Raw genomic sequence first — 20,623 nt, forward strand, 5'->3', positions numbered from 1 at the left:
AACCTCTTCGCCCGTGCCAGTAATTACCCGTTCAAAGGGCGATTATTTTTTGTCTTTCACTTCTTCAAACTCGGCGTCGACAACGTCGTCATCTTTCGCGTTGTTTGCAGAAGCATCAGCGCCTGCTGCACCAGCCTGCTGCTGTGCGTGCTGCTGCTGAGCGATTTCCATCAGTTTCTGGGAAACCTGTGCCAGCGCCTGCATTTTCGCTTCGATATCCGCTTTGTCTTCGCCTTTCAGAGAAGTTTCCAGCGCGGTCAGTGCAGACTCGATGGCAGTTTTGTCGTCAGCCGGCAGTTTGTCGCCTGCTTCTTCAACCTGCTTACGAGTGCTGTGCAGCAGATGGTCACCCTGGTTACGAGTCTGAACCAGCTCTTCAAACTTACGGTCAGATTCTGCGTTCGCTTCTGCTTCGCGAACCATTTTCTGAATTTCTTCTTCGTTCAGACCAGAAGAAGCCTTGATGGTGATTTTCTGCTCTTTACCGCTGTTTTTGTCTTTCGCGGAAACGTGCAGGATACCGTCGGCATCGATGTCAAAAGTAACTTCGATCTGCGGCATACCGCGCGGAGCCGGGCTGATACCATCCAGGTTAAACTGACCCAGATCTTTGTTATCAGCGGCGCGTTTACGTTCACCCTGCAGCACGTGGATGGTTACCGCAGACTGGTTGTCTTCAGCGGTAGAGAACACCTGGCTGTGCTTGGTCGGGATAGTGGTGTTTTTCGCGATCAGTGGAGTCATCACGCCACCCATGGTTTCGATACCCAGAGACAGCGGGGTAACGTCCAGCAGCAGCACGTCTTTCACATCACCGGTCAATACACCACCCTGAACGGCAGCACCGATTGCCACTGCTTCGTCCGGGTTAACGTCTTTACGCGGCTCTTTACCGAAGAACTCAGCAACTTTCTTCTGTACCATCGGCATACGAGTCTGACCACCGACCAGGATAACGTCCTGAACGTCGGAAACAGACAGACCAGCATCCTGCAGAGCAACTTTCAGCGGCTCGATAGAACGGTTAACCAGGTCTTCAACCAGGCTTTCCAGTTTCGCACGGGTCACTTTGATGTTCATGTGTTTCGGACCAGTCGCGTCTGCAGTAATGTACGGCAGGTTCACGTCGGTCTGCTGAGCGGAAGACAGTTCGATCTTCGCTTTCTCAGCGGCTTCTTTCAGACGCTGCATCGCCAGCGGGTCATTACGCAGATCGATACCCTGATCTTTCTTAAATTCGTCAACCAGGTAGTTGATCATACGGCTGTCGAAGTCTTCACCACCCAGGTGGGTATCACCGTTGGTTGCCAGAACTTCGAAAGTTTTTTCGCCGTCAACTTCGTCGATTTCGATAATAGAGATATCGAAAGTACCACCACCGAGGTCATAAACCGCGATAGTACGGTTGCCGACTTCTTTATCCAGACCGTAAGCCAGTGCCGCTGCGGTCGGTTCGTTGATGATACGTTTTACTTCCAGACCTGCGATACGGCCAGCATCTTTGGTTGCCTGACGCTGAGCATCGTTGAAGTATGCAGGTACAGTGATAACCGCTTCAGTTACCGGTTCGCCCAGGTAATCTTCAGCCGTTTTCTTCATTTTTTTCAGCACTTCAGCAGAAATCTGCGGCGGTGCCATTTTCTGACCTTTTACGTCAATCCATGCATCACCGTTGTCAGCACCGATGATTTTGTACGGCATGATGGCTTCATCACGCTGTACTTCTTCGTCCTGGAAGCGGCGGCCAATCAGGCGTTTAATCGCAAACAGGGTGTTTTGCGGGTTTGTCACTGCCTGACGTTTAGCCGGCTGACCAACCAGAGTTTCACCATCCTGGGTATAAGCAATGATAGAAGGCGTGGTGCGATCGCCCTCGGCGTTCTCCAGCACACGTGCAGTAGTGCCATCCATAATCGCTACACAAGAGTTGGTAGTACCCAGGTCGATACCAATAATTTTACCCATCTAAACGTCTCCACTAAAAATTCGGTCATCATGTGGTTGTGAATCTGTAATAAGGGCGAAACGTGCGGTTTCAACTACCCTGAATCGTTTTTTTTCAGACTCACCACTGCGGTTGTCTACAAGATGGGGTCGTAACCCACGTCATCAAGGGGGGCATGAAAATTTTTTTTTAGCACAGTGGCGATAAAATTAAGGTAACAAGGCAGAAAGTCAAAAAAACGAATAGTTTCCAATCAAAATCAATTCACAAAACAAATCAAAACCAGCACGGTCATTCATGTAAAAATTGTAATAAAAAGAAAAGATTACGACCATGAAACGGTTTCCCGTCGGCGGTAAGATGGTCTGATGTCACACCCTTTTACAGCCGTCAAAGAGAAATTCCATGAAATCCGTGTTAACCCTTTCCACCAGCCTGCTTATGGGCCTGCTGCTGAGCAGCGCCGCGCACGCTAACGATCATAAAGTTCTGGGTATGATTGCGATGCCCCGCAATGCAACCAACGACCTCACGCTGAGAATTCCCGTTTGCCGGGTGGTGAAGCGCATTCAGCTCACCGCCGATCGCGGTGATATTAAACTTAACGGCGCATCCGTCTACTTCAAAGCAGTACGCACTTCCAGCCAAAGCCTGAACGTCCCGTCATCCATTAAAGAGGGACAAACGACCAACTGGATCTCTATTAATAGCGACAACGACAATAAACGCTGCGTGTCTAAAATCACCTTCTCAGGCCAGTCAGTAAACTCCTCTGACATGGCAACGCTGAAAGTTATTGGCGACGATTAATTCTGCACATTTTGATTCAGAAGCCATAGAAAACATGCGGGGCAGACACGCGGTTGATGTGAAAGCCATTGAACTGGAATAACCACTGCCGCGCCCATGAAGCAGCGCCATCTGGCGATGGGTATTTCTCACCAGATCGTCCACCAAATCCCTCAGTTCCCGGTGGTACTTAAATCGTCTGTCTTAGCAAAATGTTCAACCATGCATAAGCGTGATGCCCATCACAGGGAAAATAATTCATTTTCCCTTCGTTAGATCATAGACAGTGCCCTCTCCCCTGATTATCATGCCGCGCCCCGAAGACAGTGATCGTTATTTGGGGAAACTATTTCACCATTCAATCAATGATGATTTTGAGGAATTATGGGCAACACTAAGTTGGCTAATCCGGCACCGCTGGGCCTGATGGGCTTTGGCATGACCACCATTCTGCTTAACCTGCACAACGCGGGTTTCTTCGCCTTTGACGTTATTATTCTGGCGATGGGCATTTTCTACGGCGGTATCGCGCAAATATTTGCCGGTCTGCTGGAATATAAAAAGGGCAATACCTTCGGTTTAACCGCCTTTACCTCCTACGGTTCGTTCTGGCTGACGCTGGTTGCAATCCTAATCATGCCGAAAATGGGCCTGGCGGATGCAACCAATGGTCAGTTCCTGGGCGTATACCTGGGTCTGTGGGGCGTGTTCACACTGTTCATGTTCTTCGGCACGCTGAAAGCTAACCGCGCGTTGCAGTTTGTCTTCCTGAGCCTGACAGTGCTGTTCGCACTGCTGGCGGTCGGCAACATTGCAGGTAACGAAGCGATCATTCACGTTGCTGGCTGGATTGGCTTAGTGTGTGGCGCAAGCGCCATTTACCTGGCGATGGGTGAAGTGCTGAACGAACAGTTTGGCCGTACCATCCTGCCGATCGGTGAAGCGCACTAATCTGACGCTATCCCCCCGAACGGGGGGATATTCCTTACAAGCGCTGTAACTCGCCCTGCACGCTCGTATCGCGATGATAAATATCCTGTCGCAGCCAAATCCCCAGACCTAACCCCACCAGCGATAACGCCAGCACATACCAGGCCGGAGCCATTGGCGACACGCTCATTAACATCGTCACGGCGATTGGCGTCAGACCACCAAAAATGGCATACGACACGTTGTAAGAAAAGGAGATTCCGGTAAAGCGGACCTCCGCCGGAAACGCCCGCACCATCACATAAGGCACAGCCCCCACCACGCCAACGCACAACCCTACCAGCCCGTATAACAAGAACAAGTGCTGAGGATGGCTACCGGTCAGATGATAGAAAAACCAGCTTGAACAGGCCAGCAGCAGGCTGCCGACAATAAAGGTTTTGCTGGCGCCGACCCGATCGACAATAAACCCTGCCAGCAGACAGCCGACGCACAGCATAATGGTCGCGACACTGTTGGCTTGTAACGTCAACGCCGGTGCAAAACCATACTGCTTCTGCAACCAGACTGGCGACATCAGGATCACCACAACAATCCCGGCCGATAACAGCCAGGTCAGCAGCATGGAAATGACCACCGCTTTTTTATGTTTGCTCACCACCGACTTCACCGGTAGCTCTTGCGCCAGCGCTTTACGCTGCTGCATTTCGAGGAAGATGGGCGTTTCCTGCAACCAGCGACGCAGGTACATCGCCACCAGCCCAAACACGCCACCCAGCAGGAACGGGATACGCCAGCCGTAGTCATGCACCGCCTGCTGCGTCAGGCTGGTATTCACCAGCGTCGCAACCACCGATCCCAGCAGAATCCCCACCGTCAGCCCGGCGGTCAGCGTGCCACAGGCAATGCCGATGCGGCGCTCCGGTACGTGCTCTGCCACGAACACCCACGCGCCGGGCACTTCTCCGCCGATGGCAGCGCCTTGCAAAATACGCATCAGCAGTAACAGCAGCGGCGCGAGGATCCCCATTGAGGCGTAGGTAGGCAAAAGACCAATCGCCAGCGTCGGTATCGCCATCAGCAAAATGCTCAGGGTGAACATTTTCTTACGCCCGACCAGATCGCCAAAGTGCGCCATGATGATGCCACCCAGCGGACGCGCCAGATATCCGGCGGCAAAAATGCCGAAGGTTTGCACCTGGCGTAGCCATTCAGGAATGTCTGCCGGGAAGAAGAGTTCGCCAACAACAGCGGCAAAGAAGACGAAGATAATGAAATCATAAAACTCAAGCGCACCGCCGAGGGCAGCAAGCGTAAGAGTTTTATAATCCTGGCGATTCAGCGGTCGAGTGTGTTGTGACATAGCAAACCATGAGTCAGTGGAGTTATTGAATCTGTCTGTCGATATATGTAAAGCAAAAATTACTATATCGTAAACAATTCAATACTCCACTGTCATTGGCACTTATGTCACGATCGGGCTACTTTCAGGCGTTTGTATCGCGGATTGCGCTTTTAGGACGAAAAGATGCTACAACAGCCGGTGCAGTTTCCACATACGGCCCATCCAGCAGCTGTATACAATACGGTACACTTGCAAATATACCCGGCACGATAACCTTACCGTCGGCATCTTTCACGCCTTCCAGCGTTTCTTTGATCGATTTCGGCTGCCCTGGCAGATTCAGAATCAACGCCTGTTTACGAATCACACCAACCTGGCGGGATAGAATAGCCGTTGGCACAAAGTGCAGGCTTATCTGGCGCATCTGCTCGCCAAAGCCCGGCATCTGGCGGTCGGCTACGGCCAGCGTGGCATCAGGCGTTACATCGCGGCGGGCCGGCCCCGTTCCGCCGGTAGTCAGCACCAGATGACAGCTCATTTCATCCACCAGCTCGCATAAGGTCTGTTCGATGATCGCCTGTTCATCCGGGATCAGTCGCGTTTGCAGCTCAAAAGGGGTGGTAAGGGCAGATGCCAGCCACTCTTCAAGGGCCGGGATACCTTTATCCTGGTAAACGCCGCTGGAAGCACGGTCAGAAATGGAAACCAGGCCAATGCGTAAAGTATTCATGATTATTCCGTTTAAACAGTCTCGTTAAACAGAATGATACACTGCGAAGGGAAGGACAGACAGGTTTCAGAAGAGGTAGCGTGACCCATATCAGGGCCACGCATTAATGATTACAGCAGATCGCCGATCATTTTTTCCAGTTTACCCTGGTCTACAGCAAACTTACGGATACCGTCCGCCAGTTTGTCTACAGCCATCGGATCCTGGTTGTGCTGCCACAGGAACTCAGCTTCAGTGATGCGTGCAGGGCGCGCTTTCACTTCGCCGGAGAAGGACAGTTTACGTTCGATAGCGCCTTCGCTTTCCGCCAGTTCTTTCAGCAGTGCCGGTGCAATCGTCAGACGATCGCAGCCTGCCAGCTCAATGATTTCGCCAATGTTACGGAAGCTCGCACCCATCACCACAGTTTCGTAACCGTGTTGTTTGTAGTACTCGTAGATTTCCGTTACGGAAACCACACCCGGATCTTCTGCCGGTGCATACTCTTTCTTGTCAGTGTTGGCTTTGTACCAGTCCAGAATACGGCCAACAAACGGAGAAATCAGATATACGCCAGCTTCTGCACATGCGCGCGCCTGCGCGAAGGAGAACAGCAGAGTCAGATTACAGTTGATACCTTCTTTTTCCAGCTGCTCAGCGGCACGGATGCCCTGCCAGGTTGAAGCCAGTTTGATCAGAATGCGATCGTTGCTGATGCCAGCATCGTTGTACATTTTGATCAGACGTTTTGCTTTCGCAATGGACGCGTCGGTGTCGTAGGACAGACGAGCGTCAACTTCAGTGGAGATACGACCCGGGACCAGTTTCAGGATCTCCAGACCGATATTTACTGCCAGTTTGTCGGTCGCGTCGACGATCTGCTGTGCGCGGTCGTTGCTCTGCTGCTTAGCCCAGGCTACAGCGTCATCAATCAGCTTGCGGTATTCTGGGATCTGCGCTGCGTTAAGAATGAGAGAAGGGTTAGTTGTGGCATCCTGAGGCTGATACAGCTTCATTGCCGCGATGTCTCCGGTGTCGGCCACTACTGTGGTGAACTGACGAAGGGAGGTCAATTTGTCCGTCATGATAGCGATTCTCTTTAAACAGCTTGTTAGGGGGATGTAACCGATCTTCCCTGATGATAGCACGACGCACTCTCAGCGCAACCGCCTGGATTGTCCGACCCGCTGCTCAGCCCTGATTACGCATCTCACAGCCCGTGATGCGCAATTAAAGATATACCCATTGTTATGGTAAACTCCCGCAATCAATCACCTTATAAGGTATATACTGGTCGATAATTGGTAGCGCTTACACGGGATTATTCGCGCTTACCGGCATCAACAAGAGGGATGTTAATGCCTGATTTTTTCTCATTTATTAATGAAATACTCTGGGGATCGGTGATGATCTACCTCCTGCTTGGCGCAGGATGTTGGTTCACCTGGCGTACAGGGTTCGTGCAGTTCCGCTATATTCGCCAGTTTGGCAAAAGTCTTAAAAACAGCATCAGCCCGCAGCCGGGCGGTTTAACTTCTTTTCAGGCTCTGTGCACCAGTCTTGCCGCGCGCGTCGGTAGCGGAAATCTGGCGGGTGTGGCGTTGGCGATCGCCGCCGGCGGCGCGGGAGCCATTTTCTGGATGTGGGTCTCGGCGGTCATTGGTATGGCAACCTCATTCGCCGAATGTTCCCTTGCCCAGCTGTATAAAGAGCGCGACAGCAAGGGACAGTTTCGCGGCGGTCCTGCATGGTATATGGCCCGTGGACTGGGTATGCGCTGGATGGGCGTGCTGTTTGCCATCTTTTTACTCATTGCCTATGGCCTGATTTTTAACAGCGTGCAGGCAAATTCAGTCTCTCGTGCGTTGACCTTTGCTTTTGACATCCCTCCCCTCTTCTCCGGTATCGCACTGGCAATAGTGTCATTACTGGTCATCGTCGGCGGCATTAAAGGCGTTGCCCGCCTGATGCAATGGTTTGTTCCGATGATGGCGCTGCTGTGGATCGGTTGTAGCCTCGTCATCTGCCTTTGGCATTTCGGACAGCTCCCCGGCATTATCATGACCATCATAAAAAGCGCCTTTGGCTGGCAGGAAGCCGCGGCCGGTGCCGCCGGGTATACGCTAAGCCAGGCCATTGCCAGCGGTTTTCAGCGCGGTATGTTCTCTAATGAAGCCGGAATGGGCTCAACCCCGAACGCAGCTGCCTCGGCAGCATCCTGGCCGCCACACCCTGCCGCACAAGGCATTGTGCAAATGATTGGTGTATTGGGCGATACGCTAATTCTTTGTACGGCCAGCGCAATGATCATTTTACTGGCGGGTAATGGCACCACTTATGTGCCAATGGAAGGCATCCAGTTGCTGCAACGAGCCATGGTCTCGCTGACGGGTGAATGGGGGGCCGGATTCGTTGCCTTAATAGTGATTCTGTTTGCCTTTAGCTCTATCGTCGCCAACTACATTTATGCGGAAAACAACCTCATTTTCCTGAAACTGGACAACATTCGGGTTATCTGGTTATTACGTATTGCCACCGTTTGCACCGTTATTGGCGGTACGTTAATCAGTTTTCCGCTGGTCTGGCAACTTGCGGACATCATCATGGCCTGTATGGCCATTACTAACCTGACGGCGATTCTGCTGCTTTCTCCGGTTGTACATACCATCGCCAGCGACTATCTGCGCCAGCGAAAACTCGGGGTGCGCCCGGAATTCGATCCGCGCCGTTATCCTGATATCAGACAACAGCTTGCACCCGATAGCTGGGATGAAACGCCGCGCGAATAGCGCGGCAATCGCAACCATCGATCAATTCAGTCGTTTTTTTTGCTAAAGTCGCAGTAAATTTCCTGCAAGGACTGGATATGCTGATTCTGATTTCACCTGCAAAAACGCTCGACTACCAAAGCCCGCTGGCAACGACACGTCATACGCTGCCCGAGTTGCTGGATCACTCTCAGCAACTTATTCACGTGGCACGCCAGCTCTCTGCACCGCAGATTGGCAAGCTGATGGGGATTAGCGACAAGCTGGCGGATCTGAACGCCACCCGTTTCCATGACTGGCAGCCTGACTTCACGCCGGACAATGCACGTCAGGCCATTCTGGCGTTTAAAGGCGACGTCTATACAGGGTTGCAGGCTGAAACCTTCAGCGAGGCGGATTTCGACTTCGCTCAACAGCATTTACGGATGCTGTCCGGGTTGTACGGCGTTTTGCGTCCGCTGGATTTGATGCAGCCTTACCGTCTGGAGATGGGCATTCGTCTGGCCAATGCGAAGGGTAAAGATCTCTACCAGTTCTGGGGAGATACCATCACCGATAAACTCAACGAAGCGCTGGAAGCGCAAGGCGACAGAGTGGTGATCAACCTCGCCTCGGATGAGTATTTTAAATCCGTGAAGCCGAAAAAACTCAACGCTGAGCTTATCAAACCGGTCTTCCTCGACGAGAAGAACGGCAAGTTTAAAGTCATCAGCTTCTATGCCAAAAAAGCGCGCGGACTGATGAGTCGCTACATTATTGAGAACCGCTTAACGCAACCGGAACAGCTGACCGCATTTAACAGCGAAGGCTACTTCTTTGATGAAGAAGCATCAGGAAACGGCGAACTGGTGTTTAAACGCCACGAGCAATAGTAAAAAGGCCGGATGACGGCAAACGCCTTATCCGGCCTACAGGTTTTGTCGTCCCGCTATGCAAAGCGCCAGCGGGCACAACCGTTAACCGCGGGTCATCATTAGCTTACGCAGCGCAGCAAAATCAGCAGGCAGGTGATGAGAAAGCAGCGGCAGGTCCGCGCGTTCCGCCAGTTCTTTTGGCAACGCCAGCGTCAGGTCAAGAATCTCTTCAACGCTTTCTTTAAACTTCGCCGGATGCGCTGTACCAAGGAACAGGCCGTACTCGCCAGGGTTTAGCTGGTCACGCAGCGCGCGGTAAGCCACCGCTGCATGTGGTTCTGAGGTGTAGCCTATCTCATGTAACTCACGCATCGTGTCCTGAGTTGTCGCATCGTCAACAGCGGCATAACCCAGCTCATTCAGACGCCAGATTTTACGGCGGAACAGTTCTTCCACGCGCGGCCAGTTGTTCGGCTGGCTGACATCCATCGCATTCGACAACGTTGCCTGAGTCGCTTTTGGTGCCCACTCACCTTCTGCAAGGAAGCGCGGAACCGTATCATTAACGTTAGTCGCCGCGATAAAACGCTTCACCGGCAAGCCCAGTGATTTCGCCAGCAGCCCGGCGGTCAGATCACCAAAGTTACCGCTGGGAACGGAAATCACCAGTTGATTACGCGCCTCTTGCGGCAGTTGGGCCACAGCCTCAAAATAGTAACAGATTTGCGCCAACAGACGGCTGATGTTAATTGAGTTAGCCGAGTTCAGTCCCAGAGCCACCTTCAGCTCTTCGTCATCAAACGCCTGTTTCACCAGCGCCTGGCAGGCATCAAAATCGCCATCAATCGCCACAGTTTCAATGTTACCGCCCAGCGTACAGAACAGTTTTTCCTGTAATGGGCTGATCTTGCCGTTCGGGTAGAGGATCACCACGCGCACATTTTTCAGGCCATAAAAGGCATGCGCAACCGCCGCCCCGGTGTCTCCGGAGGTCGCCGTCAGAATCGTTACCGGTTTGTCGCCACTGATGTGCGTCAGCATCTGCGCCATAAAGCGCCCGCCAAAGTCTTTAAATGCAAGCGTAGGGCCGTGGAACAGTTCCAGACAGCCGACATCCGCGGCAACCTGGGCAACCGGAGCCGGAAAGGCAAATGCCGCACGCACGCGCTCTTCCAGAATTTCCTGAGGGATCTCATCACCAATAAATGCGGACAGGATCTTCGCGCTGCGGCTAACGAAGTCCTGGTTCAGCATCTCATCCACTTCTGTCAGATTGAATTCCGGTAGATCGTGCGGAAAAAACAATCCCTGATTCTTGCCCAGTCCTTGCGTAACAGCCTGCGCAAAGCTGACCTGTTCGTTGTGATCTTTCAGATTATACAGTTTCATTGATTATCCCAGTACCCGTGCGCCCGCCGTGTCCAGCCGGCAAATATGAACAAAGCCTTCCTGATTTTGTAGGTAATTTTTACCCAGCCAATCTGCTACGCGCTGTGCCGTATCCGGCTTATCGCACAAGGCGAATAGCGTCGGCCCAGACCCAGATATACCGCTGGCCAGAGCGCCAATTTCTGCGACCGCCTGACGCGCCTGGCTAAAGCCTGGCAGCAAGCGGGTACGATACGGCTCAGCAATGACATCTTTCATCAGCTTCGCGGCCAGAAGAGGCTGACGGGAATAGCAGGCATGGATGAATCCAGCCAAATGCCGCCCGTGAGCGATACAGTCCTGACGGCGATACTGGGCTGGGAGAATCGCCCGCGCTTCTGCCGTCGACACTTTTATCCCCGGATACGCCAGTACCCACAGCCACTCATCAAAGCCTGGCACCTGCTGGCTAATAATGCCGTTTTCTTCAATCATTAACTGCATGCCGCCCAAAAAGCACGGGCCGACGTTATCGTAATGAATACTGCCGGAGATACGCCCTTCCAGCTCGCCCATTATCGCTAACAGGCGCGTATCGTTGAGCGGCTTGCCGCAGTGTTCGTTCATAGCGACCAGCGCCGCCACGACGGAACAGGCACTGGAGCCTAACCCGGAGCCAATCGGCATATTTTTTTCCAGCGTCATAGCCACCGGAACGGTTTTACCCAGCTCCTGGCAGAATCGCTCCCAACACTGGTAGACAATATTTTCACGTGGCTCGGACGGCAGTTTGTTGGCAAAGCGCCCAAGGTTGTTCAGGCTGAACTGGTCAGCCGCCTCAACGGACACCACATCACCCAACAGCGAACCGTCCACCGGAGTTACCGCCGCACCGAGTACATCAAACCCGACGCTCATATTGGCACTGGAAGCCGGGGCATAAACTCTCACCATGTCAGACTCCTAACTTCCATGAAAGGGTGCGTAGCAGGTCGGCAAAGACGCCCGCCGCCGTCACATCGTTACCCGCGCCATATCCGCGCAGAACCAACGGTAACGGCTGATAGTAGTGGCTATAGAACGCCAGCGCGTTTTCACCGTTTTTCACTTTAAACAGCGGATCGTTGCCGTCTACTGCATCAATTTTCACGCGACAAACGCCGTCCTCTTCGATATTGCCAACATAGCGCAATACTTTTCCCTCATCACGGGCTTTCGCCACACGCGCGGCAAAGACGTCATCCAGCTGCGACAATTTCGCCATAAACGCGGAAACATCACCGGAGTCATCAAACTCTTTTGGCAGGACCGGCTCAATGACAATGTCAGAAAGCTCCAGCTCACGACCGGTTTCACGGGCCAGGATCAGCAGCTTACGCGCCACGTCCGTACCGGAAAGATCGTCACGTGGATCGGGTTCGGTATAGCCCATCTCACGCGCCAGGGTGGTGGCCTGCGAGAAGCTCATGCCTTCATCCAGCTTGCCGAAAATAAACGACAGTGAGCCAGAAAGGATGCCTGAAAAACGTTGCAGTTCATCACCTGCGCTGAGCAGATTTTGCAGGTTTTCAATAACCGGCAAGCCCGCGCCCACGTTGGTGTCGTACAGGAATTTACGACGAGACTTCGCGGCGGCAAAACGCAACTGATGATAGTAATCCATCGACGACGTGTTGGCCTTTTTGTTCGGCGTAACCACGTGGAAGCCTTCACGCAAGAAGTCGGCATATTGGTCTGCTACCGCCTGGCTTGACGTACAGTCGACAATCACCGGATTGAGCAGATGGTATTCTTTCACCAGACGAATTAAGCGCCCAAGGTTGAAAGGCTCTTTCGCGCTCTCCAGCTCCGACTGCCAGTTTTCCAGATTCAGACCGTGGACGTTGGTCAGCAGAGCCTTCGAGTTCGCCACGCCGCACACACGCAGATCGATATGCTTCTTTTTGAGCCAGGTTTGCTGACGTTTAAGCTGCTCCAGCAGTGCACCGCCCACGCCACCTACGCCAATCACAAACACTTCAATCACCTGGTCGGTGTTGAACAGCATCTGATGGGTCACGCGCACGCCGGTGGTCGCGTCATCGTTATTCACCACCACCGAAATAGAACGCTCAGACGAGCCCTGGGCGATCGCTACAATATTGATGTTCGCCCGAGCCAGCGCGGCAAAGAACTTCGCTGAGATGCCGCGCAGGGTGCGCATACCATCACCAACAACAGAGATGATGGCCAGACGCTCAGTCACCGCCAACGGCTCCAGCAGGCCTTCTTTCAGCTCGAGGTAGAATTCATCCTGCATGGCGCGTTGCGCACGCGCGCAGTCGCCCTGCGGGACGCAGAAACTGATACTGTATTCAGAAGAGGATTGGGTGATCAGCACTACCGAGATGCCCGCACGCGACATTGCGGCAAAAACGCGCGCCGCCATGCCCACCATGCCTTTCATTCCAGGGCCGGAAACGCTAAACATCGCCATGTTATTGAGGTTAGAAATACCTTTTACCGGCAAATCATCGTCATCACTGCTGGCACCGATCAGCGTACCGGGCGCTTGCGGATTGCCGGTATTTTTAATCAGGCACGGGATCTGGAACTGGGCAATAGGGGTAATGGTGCGCGGGTGCAGCACTTTAGCGCCGAAGTAAGAAAGCTCCATTGCTTCCTGATAAGACATCGACTTAAGCAGTCGGGCATCGGGTACCTGACGCGGATCGCAAGTATATACGCCGTCGACATCGGTCCAGATTTCACAACAATCGGCACGCAAACAGGCGGCCAGTACGGCGGCAGAGTAATCAGAGCCGTTACGCCCCAACACCACTAACTCACCTTTTTCATTTCCGGCAGTAAACCCTGCCATCAGAATCATGTGGTCCGCAGGAATACGGCTGGCGGCGATGCGGCGCGTAGATTCGGCGATATCAACGGTAGATTCGAGGTAATGGCCGACAGCCAGCAATTTCTCCACCGGGTCGATGACCGTTACGTTATGCCCGCGTGCTTCCAGCAGGCCGGCCATGATAGCAATCGACATTTTTTCACCACGGCAGATAAGCGCGGCATTGATGCTGTCCGGGCACTGTCCCAGCAGGCTGATGCCGTGCAGGACGTGCTTAATCTGAGCAAATTCTTGTTCAACAAAGGCTTTGAGCTGCGCCAGCGGAAAACCTGGTTGCTCGGCGGCAAGACCCACCAGCAGCTCGGAGAAAATGCGTTCGGCGTCGCTGATATTAGCTAAAGCATCCTGACCACCGATGGTCTTCTCAATCATTGCCACCAGATGGTTGGTAATTTTTGCGGGGGCAGAGAGAACGGTCGCGACCTGCCCCTGCCTGGCATTGCTTTCCAGAATATCGGCAACCCGCAGAAAGCGCTCTGCATTTGCCACTGATGTACCGCCGAACTTCAACACTCGCATGGTTTACCTCATTGCCTTTGGTCGAAAAAAAAGCCCGCACTGTTTAGGTGCGGGCTTTTTCTTGTGTTTCCTGTACGCGTCAGCCCGCACCGTTACCTGTGGTAATGGTGATGGTTGTAGTAATGGTGATGCTGATGCGTTTCATGATGTTGTGTGCTCTGTAATTATTTATTATCTGTCCTGTATTCTTTTAGGGTTAAAGTATCTGCTGACCTAAGTCAATAAATTTTTAAATTGATCACATTCCGAAACTTGTTCATGAGCGACTGCTTGCCCTTTTACTTTCAACCAATACAGCATGTCGAGCCCACTTGAACCAAGAACAAAACACTACACAACAAAAATTGTTCGACATTTTATTTTGTGATGTTTTTTTCAATATCATGTAAAAAACGGTGCAACATTGCCGTGTCTCGCTGCCCCAACAGACCCATTCGCTGTTGCAACCAGTCCGTCAGCTTGATGTCGTCAGAAACGTTCAGCGTGGCTAATAAACGCAAAACGCGTGCGCGCAATGCCTGCAGTTGAAGCTCATCCGTCACCTCAACGTTTTTGGCCGGTTGTTGTATTAAACCTGCTAATTGATAGCAATACACCATCACCGCCTGCCCCAAATTGAGTGAAGGATAGTCAGCGACCATCGGTACACCAGTGAGTACATCTGCCAGCGCTAATTCTTCATTGGTCAGCCCCGAATCTTCACGACCAAACACCAGCGCTGCATGTTCCATCCACGTGGATTTCTCCTGTAACAGGGGAACCAGTTCGACCGGAGTGGCGTAATAATGGAACTTCGCCCGGCTACGCGCGGTGGTCGCAATGGTAAAATCTACGTCGTGAAGCGCATCGGCTAACGTTGGAAAAACATTAATATTATCAATAATGTCGCCCGATCCATGCGCGACCCATCGCGTGGCGGGTTCCAGGTGCGCCTCGCTGTCAACGATACGTAATTGAGTGAATCCCATGGTCTTCATCGCACGGGCAGCCGCGCCAATATTTTCCGCTCTGGCAGGGGCAACCAGAATAATTGTTAAACGCATTTCGATACTCTTTTTGGTCAGTCTGCAAGTAATAATGTGACGCACGTCAACATATTACGCAGCGCAAATTTACATTTTTTTAACAGAAGTCACTGAAAAAGGATTTCGCATCCGGTAAAAAATGCTAAACTATTTCCAAACTGTACTATTGCTTTTTATGTTAACAAAAGTTGTATATCCCTCTGTTTATCCATGATAATTTATTTTAAAATGGATCGCATTGGTTGGATTCATTACATTTATTAATTAGCTCGTGCAACTAGTTGTAATATTGCAATTTTGTGATGAAAGCAAACATTTGGATACGTTGATTTCATCAAACTGTTAACGTGCTACAATTGAACTTGATATATGTCAACGAAGCGTAGTTTTATTGGGTGTCCGGCATGTCTTAGCCTGTTATGTTGCTGTTAAAATGGTTAGGATGACAGCCGTTTTTGACACTGTCGGGTCCAGAGGGAAACTACCCACGACCAAGCTAATGATGTTGTTGACGTTGATGGAAAGTGCATCAAGAACGCAATTACGTACTTTAGTCATGTTACGCCGATCATGTTAATTTACGGCATGCATCAGGCAGGTCAGGGACTTTTGTACTTCCTGTTTCGATTTAGTTGGCAATTTAGGTAGCAAACATGCAGACCCCGCACATTCTTATCGTTGAAGACGAGTTAGTAACACGCAACACGTTGAAAAGCATTTTCGAAGCAGAAGGCTATGATGTATTCGAAGCGACAGATGGCGCGGAAATGCATCAGATTCTCTCTGAATATGACATCAACCTTGTGATTATGGATATCAATCTGCCTGGGAAAAATGGCCTCCTGTTAGCGCGCGAACTTCGCGAACAAGCTAACGTTGCGCTGATGTTCCTGACGGGCCGTGATAACGAAGTCGATAAAATTCTCGGCCTCGAAATCGGCGCAGACGATTACATCACCAAGCCGTTTAACCCGCGCGAACTGACTATCCGTGCTCGTAACCTGCTGTCCCGTACCATGAACCTGGGTACTGTCAGCGAAGAACGCCGTAGCGTCGAAAGCTACAAGTTCAACGGCTGGGAGCTGGACATTAACAGCCGCTCTCTGATTGGTCCTGACGGCGAGCAGTATAAACTGCCACGCAGCGAATTCCGTGCAATGCTTCACTTCTGTGAGAATCCGGGCAAAATCCAGTCTCGCGCAGAACTGCTGAAAAAAATGACCGGTCGCGAACTGAAGCCGCATGACCGTACCGTTGACGTGACTATCCGCCGCATTCGTAAACATTTCGAATCTACGCCGGATACGCCAGAAATCATCGCCACCATTCACGGTGAAGGCTACCGTTTCTGCGGCGACCTGCAGGATTAATTCAATCCTTACAGGTAAAAAAACGGCGCATTATGCGCCGTTTTTCATTCCCCCACCGCCCTATTTCCATAAGCGAAACTCGTCACTCTGCGCAGGCAGAGGCTCCGGAATTTCTGTCGGCTTTGGTTTTGGCTGTGCCAGCGAGTGCCAGTCAAGATGACGCGTCAGGAACATCACGCCACACAACGCGACCAACAGCACGCCGGTTCCCAGCAGTAAAGAGCTGTCCTGTGAACGTAGCAGCACCCACATCACCCCATCCAACCCCAGCAGCGCCACGGTGAATAAAATACTGTTCCGCCAACTCTGTAATATCGCCTGCAGATACACCCCGTTCATTAACGCGCCTACCAGGCTTGCCGTAATCCACGCCGCCGTAAACCCAATGTGCTCAGACAATGCCAGCAGCAACAGATAAAACATCACCAGCGATAGCCCCACCAGCAGATACTGCATCGGGTGCAGACGCAGGCTGGTCATACTTTCAAGCACGAAGAAAGACATAAAGGTCAGTACAATCAGCAGGATGGCATACTTGGTAGCCCTGTCCGTTAACTGATACTGATCCGCTGGCGTGGCGACGGCAACGCTAAATGCAGGCATTCCCTTCCAGCCAATCTTTTCGCCATCAAAGCGTTCGCCGAGGTTATTCGCGAACCAGCTGCTTTGCCACTGGGCCTTAAATCCTGATTCGCTGATTTCGCGCTTCGCCGGGAGGAAATCCCCCAGAAAGTTGGGATGCGGCCAGTTGCTGGTTAAAGTCATTTCACTGTTACGGCCAACCGGAACAACGGAGAAATCTCCGGTTCCGCTCAAATTCAACGACAGCGCCATGCTCAGGTTTTGCTCCGCCCAGCTCGCGTCAGGTAGCGGAATGTGGATCCCTTGAGCTCCTCCATCCAGCCCCGTCCCTGGTTCAACGGCCAGCGATTCCCCATTGACCTGCAGCGCTTGCACCACGCCGATCCCGCGCGCATCCCCCACGCCAACCACGATAAACGGTTTGCCGACGCTGACGTTGGGATGGTTTAAATCGCGCAAGCGTTCAGCGTTAAACTCGGCCTTCACCGAGAGGTCATTGTGCCAGACCTGGCCTTCGTAAATACCGATTTTACGCGCTTCAACGTTCTGATTCCCCTCAACCACCAACGACTCCGGCAGCCAGAAATGGATATAGCTGCGCTTACGCTGGATCTGTTTGTCGCCTTCCAGCTCGATATACAGTTCCGTCACCGGGACGGCAATCAGCGGCCCGACCATCTTTTGCGGCCCGCTGGTGCTCTGACGAATAGCATCTTCGACTTCATCACGATAATCCGATCGCTCAACGATTATCTGCCTGACCATGGTCAGTGGAATTAACAGCAGTAATATTGCGCCGCCTAAGGTGACGATTTTCCAAAACAGGGGTGATTTAAACATAGCGTTCTCCTTTGCAATATCAGCAAGGTAGAACAGCTATGTGCGGAGAATTTGAAGTTATGTGAAGTGACGGTGAAGCGTAAACGAGGCCTGTGCACCGCCCTCTGGTCGGTTAGATAATGTCACCGTACCTTCATGCAGTCGTGCAACTTCACTGACAAACGCCAGCCCCAAACCGCTGCTCTTGTGTCCATTCTCGCGGGGCAGCGAGTAGAAGCGCTCAAAAATACGCGGCAACGCAAAATCAGGGATTCCGCTACCGCTGTCGGTAACCTGCAATGTGACCAGCTCCTCCTGCTGATGCGCGCTCAACGTAATCGTCCCGCCCTGTGGCGTGAAGTCGATAGCGTTGTCGAGCAAGTTCCCCAATGCCTGCTCCAGTAACGCGGGATCGGCAGCGACGCTAAGCGATGAAGGCAGAATGGTCAGCGTAATGTTTTTTGCCGCCAGCTGCACGCTACGCGCCTCTTTGAGCTGAGCAAAAAGCGTATCTACCTCCACCGCCGTCAACGTAATGTCCTGTCGATTCTCCAGTCGCGCCTGGCGCAGCAAAGTTTCGACCAGCGCCTGCATGCGCGCATTTTGCGTCAGAATATTATCGGTAAAACGCGCTACCACGTTTGGCGGCGGGCCTTCGCGCAATATCTCTGCCGCGCCACGAATGGCCGCCAGCGGACTTTTCAGCTCATGCGTTAACGCGTAGACATACTGCTCAATGTAGTTCTTGCCTTCGAGCTTCAGGCGCATACTTTCCAGCGCCTGCGCCAGTTTGCGTAACTCGCTGCTGCCTAAATCAGGCAGTGGGACGGGGCGATTCTCGGTAACGGAGTCGGCATAACGCGCCAGCCGGGCAATGGATCGGTTTATCCACCATACCATCCCGAAGCCAATCACCAGGGCAATGCCCAGCAATACGGCGCTGGCCCACAGCATTCGCCGTTCACTGCGTTTAATCACCGGTGCCATCGCCGCATTTGGTTTACCGACACTGAGCACGCCGATAATACGCCCACCGTCTACGATCGGCGCGGCAACGTACATCACCGAGCTTTCCGGATCGTTCGGGTTTTGCGGCGTGCTTCGGGCGCCATACTGCCCACGCAGCGTTAACCACACATCGTTCCAGCGGGAGTAGTCCTGACCGACGGCCTGGTTAGCTGAATCAAACAACACCTTGCCCTGCGCGTCCGTCATATAGACATGGTATTCATTACGCACTTTGTTAATGCCGCTGATGTTGGCGTTAAATGGGCGGTTATGCAGCTGCGCAAATGCCTGCGCCAGCTTGCCGTTAGCCGGTGAGTCAGAGAGCACGTCATCACGCGCCAGTGCAGCCAGCAGCGTGGCGGTATCAATTAAAGTACCTTCGGTCGCCCGACGAACGCCTGGCTTAATTTCCTGCACAAAGATCGACAGAACAAACCAGGCGGCGACCGCGACAATCAGAAAATAGCCGAGCAGCAAACGCATGCCAATGCGCATCAGCAATTCCTCAGGCTGTATCCCATACCGCGATGAGTATTGATGGGGGAAAGCTCCGGATTGATAGCCCGCAGCTTGGCGCGCAGCGTTTTGATGTGAGTATCGACCGTTCTGTCAAAGGTATCCTGCGCGTCTGCCCAGACTAAATCCATCAGCTGCTGGCGAGAGTAAATACGTCCCGGCGACATCAGCAATGTTTTCAGCAGCAGGAATTCATAACGCGTCAGGTTCAACGGCATGCTGAACCAGGTAATTTGCGCGGCCAGCTCATTAAGTTCAAAATCCCCACAGCGCGTCGTCGATGAAGGCGTGGAGAATTTTTGCACCCGCCGCAGCAGCGTACGCACACGAGCGCACACCTCACGCGGCGAGAAAGGCTTGGCAACATAGTCATCTGCGCCAATTTCCAGCCCCAACAGGCGATCCACTTCATCGCTGCGCGCGGTCAGAAAGAGGATCGGCAACGCCGGGTGGCGTTCCAGTAAACGTCGGCACAGTTCAAAACCGCTGATATCCGGTAGCCCGACATCCAGAATGATGGCATCAGGGCATTGCTGGCGAGATTTCTCCAGCACGGGAAATCCGCGCTCAAACGCCTCTACGCTAAACCCTTCCTGTTGCAGCATGTAGATAAGCGTATCAGCGATTCCCTGCTCATCCTCAACCAACCAGATCAACGGCTGTTGCATTGTGCTTCCTTGTTATTGCCGCCACGGCATGATGGGTACCGCACTGATGGCATTTTTGGGCGATCCATCGACCACTTTATCTGAATAGGCCAGATAGGCCAGCGCATTACGTTTCGCATCGTAAAAACGCACAACCTGTAAAGATTTAAACACCAGCGAGGTACGTTTCTTAAATACCACTTCGCCCTGAGCTTTACCGTTCTTGATTCTGTCGCTCAGTTCTACCGGCCCAACCTGCTGGCAAGAGATGGCGGCATCGGAGGTATCTTCCGCCAGCCCCAGTCCACCTTTGATGCCGCCGGTCTTCGCACGACTCACGTAGCAGGTCACATTGGTAACATCCGGATCGTCAAACGCTTCGACCACAATTTTATGATCCGGCCCAAACATTTTGAACACCGTATCGACAGATCCAATCTGCTCCGCATGGGCGACCTGCGCCAACATCAGCAGAATTGAGGAAATGACTAAGCTCTTATATTTCATATTGTTACCATTCTTAAAAGTTG

At 52.5% G+C, this 20,623-nt stretch carries 19 protein-coding genes and 1 other annotated feature; of the genes, 5 read left to right on the plus strand and 14 right to left on the minus strand.

Annotation, left to right across the window (positions count from 1 at the left end; translation table 11 throughout):
* Positions 1 to 42: 42 nt before the first annotated feature.
* The gene (gene dnaK / locus SK35_RS20780) at positions 43 to 1,965 is read right to left on the minus strand and encodes a molecular chaperone DnaK (protein WP_003829739.1); all 1,923 of its coding nucleotides are present in this window, start codon (positions 1,963 to 1,965) and stop codon (positions 43 to 45) included.
* 385 nt (positions 1,966 to 2,350) lie between these two features.
* On the opposite strand from dnaK, the gene SK35_RS20785 reads away from it, so the two are divergent.
* A complete protein-coding gene (locus SK35_RS20785; RefSeq protein WP_008786150.1) occupies positions 2,351 to 2,755 on the plus strand; it encodes a DUF2541 family protein in 405 nt (134 codons plus the stop codon).
* Between the two features lie 363 nt (positions 2,756 to 3,118).
* Positions 3,119 to 3,685 carry an acetate uptake transporter gene (gene satP / locus SK35_RS20790; protein WP_003829744.1) on the plus strand — a complete coding sequence of 189 codons (567 nt, stop codon included), beginning with the start codon at positions 3,119 to 3,121 and terminating at the stop codon, positions 3,683 to 3,685.
* A 34-nt stretch (positions 3,686 to 3,719) separates the two neighbouring features.
* Here satP and SK35_RS20795 read toward each other — a convergent pair whose 3' ends face one another.
* From SK35_RS20795 to tal, 3 genes are all read right to left on the minus strand, one after another.
* Complete coding sequence (locus tag SK35_RS20795; RefSeq protein ID WP_003829746.1) at positions 3,720 to 5,027, minus strand: MFS transporter; 1,308 nt, start codon at positions 5,025 to 5,027, stop codon at positions 3,720 to 3,722.
* A gap of 124 nt (positions 5,028 to 5,151) precedes the next feature.
* A complete protein-coding gene (gene mog / locus SK35_RS20800) occupies positions 5,152 to 5,739 on the minus strand; it encodes a molybdopterin adenylyltransferase (protein ID WP_003018973.1) in 588 nt (195 codons plus the stop codon).
* 110 nt (positions 5,740 to 5,849) lie between these two features.
* Positions 5,850 to 6,803 (minus strand): transaldolase, encoded by a 954-nt coding sequence (gene tal, locus SK35_RS20805; protein WP_003018974.1) that lies wholly within the window; start codon positions 6,801 to 6,803, stop codon positions 5,850 to 5,852.
* A 273-nt stretch (positions 6,804 to 7,076) separates the two neighbouring features.
* Here tal and SK35_RS20810 point away from each other — a divergent pair, with 273 nt between their 5' ends.
* Together SK35_RS20810 and yaaA are read left to right on the plus strand one after the other, a co-directional pair.
* Complete coding sequence (locus SK35_RS20810; protein WP_020996236.1) at positions 7,077 to 8,507, plus strand: alanine/glycine:cation symporter family protein; 1,431 nt, start codon at positions 7,077 to 7,079, stop codon at positions 8,505 to 8,507.
* 77 nt (positions 8,508 to 8,584) lie between these two features.
* Positions 8,585 to 9,358, plus strand: a complete 774-nt coding sequence (yaaA, locus tag SK35_RS20815) for a peroxide stress protein YaaA (protein WP_048214979.1) — start codon at positions 8,585 to 8,587, stop codon at positions 9,356 to 9,358.
* An 84-nt stretch (positions 9,359 to 9,442) separates the two neighbouring features.
* On the opposite strand, the gene thrC is transcribed toward yaaA, so the two are convergent.
* The 6 genes from thrC to yjjY all read right to left on the minus strand — a co-directional run bounded on the left by thrC (position 9,443) and on the right by yjjY (position 15,709).
* Positions 9,443 to 10,729 (minus strand): threonine synthase, encoded by a 1,287-nt coding sequence (gene thrC, locus SK35_RS20820; protein ID WP_048214980.1) that lies wholly within the window; start codon positions 10,727 to 10,729, stop codon positions 9,443 to 9,445.
* Between the two features lie 3 nt (positions 10,730 to 10,732).
* Positions 10,733 to 11,662, minus strand: a complete 930-nt coding sequence (gene thrB / locus SK35_RS20825; RefSeq protein ID WP_048214981.1) for a homoserine kinase — start codon at positions 11,660 to 11,662, stop codon at positions 10,733 to 10,735.
* Between the two features lies 1 nt (position 11,663).
* The gene (gene thrA, locus SK35_RS20830; RefSeq protein ID WP_003829761.1) at positions 11,664 to 14,126 is read right to left on the minus strand and encodes a bifunctional aspartate kinase/homoserine dehydrogenase I; all 2,463 of its coding nucleotides are present in this window, start codon (positions 14,124 to 14,126) and stop codon (positions 11,664 to 11,666) included.
* A gap of 23 nt (positions 14,127 to 14,149) precedes the next feature.
* Positions 14,150 to 14,276, minus strand: a sequence feature (Thr leader region).
* The gene (gene thrL, locus SK35_RS20835; RefSeq protein ID WP_032337689.1) at positions 14,206 to 14,271 is read right to left on the minus strand and encodes a thr operon leader peptide; all 66 of its coding nucleotides are present in this window, start codon (positions 14,269 to 14,271) and stop codon (positions 14,206 to 14,208) included. Its footprint overlaps the feature before it by 66 nt.
* Positions 14,277 to 14,482: 206 nt before the next feature.
* On the minus strand, positions 14,483 to 15,169 hold the full coding sequence (locus SK35_RS20840; RefSeq protein ID WP_008786143.1) for a tRNA/rRNA methyltransferase: 687 nt from the start codon (positions 15,167 to 15,169) through the stop codon (positions 14,483 to 14,485).
* A gap of 399 nt (positions 15,170 to 15,568) precedes the next feature.
* Positions 15,569 to 15,709 carry a protein YjjY gene (gene yjjY / locus SK35_RS20845; RefSeq protein ID WP_042998021.1) on the minus strand — a complete coding sequence of 47 codons (141 nt, stop codon included), beginning with the start codon at positions 15,707 to 15,709 and terminating at the stop codon, positions 15,569 to 15,571.
* 95 nt (positions 15,710 to 15,804) lie between these two features.
* Between yjjY and arcA the strand changes: the two genes are divergently transcribed.
* Positions 15,805 to 16,521, plus strand: a complete 717-nt coding sequence (arcA, locus tag SK35_RS20850) for a two-component system response regulator ArcA (protein WP_001194359.1) — start codon at positions 15,805 to 15,807, stop codon at positions 16,519 to 16,521.
* 60 nt (positions 16,522 to 16,581) lie between these two features.
* Here the strand turns inward: arcA and creD are convergent, their stop codons facing one another.
* From creD to creA, 4 genes are read right to left on the minus strand one after another with little or no spacing between them, the layout of a single operon-like run.
* On the minus strand, positions 16,582 to 17,943 hold the full coding sequence (gene creD, locus SK35_RS20855) for a cell envelope integrity protein CreD (protein WP_048214982.1): 1,362 nt from the start codon (positions 17,941 to 17,943) through the stop codon (positions 16,582 to 16,584).
* 57 nt (positions 17,944 to 18,000) lie between these two features.
* The gene (creC, locus tag SK35_RS20860) at positions 18,001 to 19,425 is read right to left on the minus strand and encodes a two-component system sensor histidine kinase CreC (protein ID WP_048214983.1); all 1,425 of its coding nucleotides are present in this window, start codon (positions 19,423 to 19,425) and stop codon (positions 18,001 to 18,003) included.
* Positions 19,425 to 20,114, minus strand: a complete 690-nt coding sequence (gene creB, locus SK35_RS20865; protein ID WP_048214984.1) for a two-component system response regulator CreB — start codon at positions 20,112 to 20,114, stop codon at positions 19,425 to 19,427. Before creB ends, creC begins: the two co-directional genes overlap by 1 nt.
* Positions 20,115 to 20,126: 12 nt before the next feature.
* On the minus strand, positions 20,127 to 20,600 hold the full coding sequence (creA, locus tag SK35_RS20870; protein WP_003018998.1) for a protein CreA: 474 nt from the start codon (positions 20,598 to 20,600) through the stop codon (positions 20,127 to 20,129).
* Positions 20,601 to 20,623 lie beyond the last annotated feature (23 nt).

It is taken from the genome of Citrobacter sp. MGH105, from assembly GCF_001037485.2.
Lineage (GTDB): Bacteria > Pseudomonadota > Gammaproteobacteria > Enterobacterales > Enterobacteriaceae > Citrobacter > Citrobacter portucalensis.

Bases quoted from the DNA above. Each gene is read 5' to 3' on its own strand.
- creA (WP_003018998.1), bottom strand. From the start codon at position 20,600: ATGAAATATAAGAGCTTAGTCATTTCCTCAATTCTGCTGATGTTGGCG.
- yaaA (WP_048214979.1), top strand. From the start codon at position 8,585: ATGCTGATTCTGATTTCACCTGCAAAAACGCTCGACTACCAAAGCCCG.
- yjjY (WP_042998021.1), bottom strand. From the start codon at position 15,709: ATGACTAAAGTACGTAATTGCGTTCTTGATGCACTTTCCATCAACGTC.
- thrA (WP_003829761.1), bottom strand. From the start codon at position 14,126: ATGCGAGTGTTGAAGTTCGGCGGTACATCAGTGGCAAATGCAGAGCGC.
- mog (WP_003018973.1), bottom strand. From the start codon at position 5,739: ATGAATACTTTACGCATTGGCCTGGTTTCCATTTCTGACCGTGCTTCC.
- SK35_RS20795 (WP_003829746.1), bottom strand. From the start codon at position 5,027: ATGTCACAACACACTCGACCGCTGAATCGCCAGGATTATAAAACTCTT.
- dnaK (WP_003829739.1), bottom strand. From the start codon at position 1,965: ATGGGTAAAATTATTGGTATCGACCTGGGTACTACCAACTCTTGTGTA.
- tal (WP_003018974.1), bottom strand. From the start codon at position 6,803: ATGACGGACAAATTGACCTCCCTTCGTCAGTTCACCACAGTAGTGGCC.
- thrC (WP_048214980.1), bottom strand. From the start codon at position 10,729: ATGAAACTGTATAATCTGAAAGATCACAACGAACAGGTCAGCTTTGCG.
- creC (WP_048214983.1), bottom strand. From the start codon at position 19,425: ATGCGCATTGGCATGCGTTTGCTGCTCGGCTATTTTCTGATTGTCGCG.
- creB (WP_048214984.1), bottom strand. From the start codon at position 20,114: ATGCAACAGCCGTTGATCTGGTTGGTTGAGGATGAGCAGGGAATCGCT.
- SK35_RS20785 (WP_008786150.1), top strand. From the start codon at position 2,351: ATGAAATCCGTGTTAACCCTTTCCACCAGCCTGCTTATGGGCCTGCTG.
- satP (WP_003829744.1), top strand. From the start codon at position 3,119: ATGGGCAACACTAAGTTGGCTAATCCGGCACCGCTGGGCCTGATGGGC.
- creD (WP_048214982.1), bottom strand. From the start codon at position 17,943: ATGTTTAAATCACCCCTGTTTTGGAAAATCGTCACCTTAGGCGGCGCA.
- arcA (WP_001194359.1), top strand. From the start codon at position 15,805: ATGCAGACCCCGCACATTCTTATCGTTGAAGACGAGTTAGTAACACGC.
- thrB (WP_048214981.1), bottom strand. From the start codon at position 11,662: ATGGTGAGAGTTTATGCCCCGGCTTCCAGTGCCAATATGAGCGTCGGG.
- SK35_RS20810 (WP_020996236.1), top strand. From the start codon at position 7,077: ATGCCTGATTTTTTCTCATTTATTAATGAAATACTCTGGGGATCGGTG.
- SK35_RS20840 (WP_008786143.1), bottom strand. From the start codon at position 15,169: ATGCGTTTAACAATTATTCTGGTTGCCCCTGCCAGAGCGGAAAATATT.